Genomic DNA, 3327 nt, shown 5'->3' with positions numbered 1-3327 from the left:
CGCTGATCATGATGGTCATCTCGGAGCTGGTGGGCAGCAGCGAGGGCATCGGGCACCGCATGCTGGAGGCGCAGAGCCAGTTCGACATCCCGGCCATGTGGGCGGGAATCGTGCTGCTGGGGCTGCTGGGCATCGGGCTGAACGCGGCGTTCCTGGGCGTCGAGCGGGCGGTGCTGGGCTGGCACACGAGCGCCCGCACCGGGGACGCCTAGCCGGCGGAGCCGGACAACCGGGCGATGGCGGCCACCTGCCTCGCCCGGAGCTCCGCGCGATCGGGCGCCCCTTTCGCGGGGCGTTCGACGTCGTGGCGGGCGTACTCCTCCGCCCACAGGCCGGTCTTGACCCGGCTGAGCAGGTTGGCCAGGCCGGGCCGCAGCCGGGCGCGGCGCAGCGCGGCGAGGTCCAGCTCCGCCGCGGCGACCAGCGTCTCGCCCGGCCCGGCCTGCGCGAGCGCCCGCCCCTCGTGGTCGATCACCTCGGAGCCGCCGTTGGTGGAGTCGCCGGGGATGGGCAGGCCGGTCAGTCCGCCGCTGTTGGCCGACACCACGAACGCCAGGTTCTCCACGGCGCGGGCGCGGCGGGCGACGGCCTTGGGGGTGAGCGCCGGGGACGACGCCTCCGACGTCGGGTTGCACAGCACCTCGGCGCCGCGCAACGCCAGCGCGCGGGCCAGTTCCGGCACGAGGATCTCTTCCGAGGCGACCGCGGCGAGGTTGCCGATCTCGGTGCGGGCCACGGGGAGCACGCCGTCGATGCCGTAGATCTCCAGGTAGCGCTCCCACACGTCGTAGGGCGTGGGCGAGAACAGCGAGTGCAGCCTGCGGTAACGCAGCACGGCCTCACCCGACGGGGCGAGGATCACCGTGGCCTGGAAGAACAGGTCGGGGAAGTGCTCGTCGCGCTCGTAGGCGTTGACGCACAGGAACACGTCGTGGTCGGCGGCGACGGCGCCGAGCGCGCGGTACTCGGGGCCGCCGGGGTCGATCGCCGCCCGGTCCCGCCACTCCTCGACGCCCTCCCTTAGCGGAAACCCGGTCAGCACGTACTCGGGCAGCACCACCAGCCGCAGCTCAGGCCCGAGCCACGCCTTCGAGCCGCCCACCCGCTCCCGGATCCGATCGATCGCGGCCCCGACCCCCGCCCCCACCCGGGTCTCCAGCTGCAGGGCCAGCGCGGTGTACGCGGTCACCCGATCCGCCGCTCGTCGATGAGGGTCCGGCGCACGCACACGCCGTCGCGCAGCCACTGCCACACGCGGCTGCGCGAGTTGCCGTCCTCGCTGAGCACGATCAGCTCGAACAGGCGCAGGTCCTGCCCCTTGTACTGCCAGGTCAGGTAGATCGTGCTGTCGTCCAGCTCCCAGAACTCGCCCTTGAGCCGCTCGGTGTCGAACGCGCACCGGCCGCCCCCGAGGTAGGTGCCGGGGAACTCGTGCACCTCCGAGCGCCCGTCGTCCCAGGTGTAGCGGTTGGACTGGTGGTAGACGGCGTCGCCGCGGATCTCGCAGGTCATCCGTACGCGGTGCCGGTCGATCGGCTCCCCGCCGGGGCCGACATGGCGGTACTCGCCCTCCCATTCGCCCTCGTGCCTGGCCAGCAGCGGCATCTCCGCGCGCAGTCCCACGTCGGCTACTCCTTCGTGCTGTGCCACCAGGGGTCGGCGGCGCCGGATCGGTTGATGAGGAAGGCCCTGCGGCGCAGGAACCTGCCCAGGGAGGCGGCGCCCATGCGGGAGCCGCCGAGGCCCGAAAGGCGGAAGGCGTTCTTCTCGCCCTCGTGCACGAGCGCGGTCAGCCCGGCGTCGTTGACGCTCACCGCGCCGGCCTGGAGGCGGGCCGCGACGGCGCGGGCCTGCTCTTCATCGGCGGCGAAGACCGCCGCCGACAGGCCGTACACGGAGTCGTTGGCCAGCGTCACCGCCTCGTCAGGGCCGGACACCGCCATGACCGGCAGCACCGGGCCGAACGTCTCCTCCGTCATGACGAGCATGCCGTGATCGACGCCGGACAGCACGGTCGGCCGGCACCAGTGGCCGCCGCCGTGCCGCTCGATGGCGCCGCCGGTGTGCACGGTCGCGCCCTTGGCCACGGCGTCGGCCAGGTGGGCGGCGATCACGTCCTCCTGGCCGGGCTTGATGAGGGGGCCGATCGGGCCGCCCTCGCACGTCAGGCCCACCTGGGCGGCCTTGGCCACGAGCCGGTCGAGGAAGTCGCCGTGCGCCTCGCGGGCCACGTAGACGCGCTCGATGGACTGGCAGGACTGCCCGGCGTTCGCGGTGCCGCCCCACAGGAGGGCCGACGCGGCACGGTCGAGGTCGGCCCCCGCCAGCACGATCGCCGGGTCCTTGCCGCCCAGCTCCAGGAACGCCGGCACGAACGCGCGCGCCGCCGCCGTCGCCACCCGCCGCCCCGTCGCGACGCTGCCGGTGAACACGACCGCGTCCACCAGGTCCACGAGCGCCGCGCCAGTCGCCCCGTCGCCCTCGACGACCCGCAGCGGCAGCTCGTCAGGGACCAGCCGCATCAGCGGCTCGATGAAGCGGGGCGTCACCTCGCTCGGCTTGACCAGCACCGTGCAGCCCGCGGCCAGCGCGGGCACCGCGTCGATGAGGCCGAGCAGGAGCGGCAGGTTCCACGGGGTGATCACCCCGACCAGCTCGTACGGCACCGCGTCCCCCGCCACGACCACCCCGGGCACGGACGCCGGGAACTCGGCGGGCGGGGCGAGCAGCGCGGGCGCCTGGCGTACCCACCGCTCGATCAGCGCGGCCACGAGCCGGCGCTCCAGCAGCGACTCCCCCACCCTGCCGGTGTCGGCCACCAGGGCGGCGAGGAGATCGTCGTCGTCGGCCAGCGCGGCGCCGAACCGGGACAAAACCGCACCCCGATCGGCGTTGCTCCAGGTGGCGGCCCGCGCGCGCAGCCCGGCCGCGGCGGCGGCCAGCCGGTCGGGCGGGATCGGGGCGAGGGCTCTGTCGGGCTGACCGGTGATCGGGTTCCTCACGTTCATGCGTGCGGGCTCCTGCGATGCTCGGCGGGAGCCATTGTGATCATGTGATCGGCCCCGCGTCAACGCACCCCGGGGGCTCGCCGCGGATCAGCCGCCCCAGCCGGGCACGGCCATCCGGACCGTCAGCGCGTGCTCGACGAGCTGGATCAGCGCGTTCTTGACCGAGTCCTTCTTGCGGGCGTCGAGCCGCACCATCGGGATGTGCGGCGCCAGCGTCAGGGCGTCGCGCACCTCGGAGTCGCTGTGCGGATACTGTCCGTCCCAGCCGTTGATGCCCACCACGAACGGCAGCTGCGCCTCTTCGAAGTAGTCGATCGCC

General features: G+C 73.7%; 3 protein-coding genes and 2 pseudogenes. 1 reads left to right on the top strand and 4 read right to left on the bottom strand.

Going from position 1 to position 3327, the window contains the following annotated elements:
• Nucleotides 1-212 (top strand): annotated as a pseudogene (locus HCN51_RS57580) (ABC transporter permease); the annotation flags it as partial.
• Here the strand turns inward: HCN51_RS57580 and HCN51_RS57575 are convergent.
• From HCN51_RS57575 to HCN51_RS57560, 4 genes and pseudogenes are all read right to left on the bottom strand, one after another.
• On the bottom strand, nucleotides 209-1189 hold the full coding sequence (locus tag HCN51_RS57575) for a nitrilase-related carbon-nitrogen hydrolase (RefSeq protein WP_168022209.1): 981 nt from the start codon (nucleotides 1187-1189) through the stop codon (nucleotides 209-211). The pseudogene HCN51_RS57580 and the gene HCN51_RS57575 overlap by 4 nt on opposite strands.
• Nucleotides 1186-1623, bottom strand: coding sequence for a DUF3598 domain-containing protein (locus tag HCN51_RS57570; RefSeq protein ID WP_168022208.1), 438 nt, complete (start codon nucleotides 1621-1623; stop codon nucleotides 1186-1188). Before HCN51_RS57570 ends, HCN51_RS57575 begins: the two co-directional genes overlap by 4 nt.
• A gap of 5 nt (nucleotides 1624-1628) precedes the next feature.
• Nucleotides 1629-3008, bottom strand: a complete 1380-nt coding sequence (locus HCN51_RS57565; RefSeq protein WP_168022207.1) for an aldehyde dehydrogenase family protein — start codon at nucleotides 3006-3008, stop codon at nucleotides 1629-1631.
• Between the two features lie 87 nt (nucleotides 3009-3095).
• Nucleotides 3096-3327, bottom strand: a pseudogene (locus HCN51_RS57560) (ATP-binding protein); the annotation flags it as partial.

The organism is Nonomuraea composti (assembly GCF_012034275.1).
Classification (GTDB): domain Bacteria; phylum Actinomycetota; class Actinomycetes; order Streptosporangiales; family Streptosporangiaceae; genus Nonomuraea; species Nonomuraea composti.
Note: the sequence above shows the minus strand (reverse complement) of the source record. Positions and strands in the feature narration are given on the sequence as shown.

What these genes read in the sequence shown, in the direction of transcription:
- HCN51_RS57565 (WP_168022207.1), bottom strand. Translation starts at nt 3,008, where the DNA reads ATGAACGTGAGGAACCCGATCACCGGTCAGCCCGACAGAGCCCTCGCC.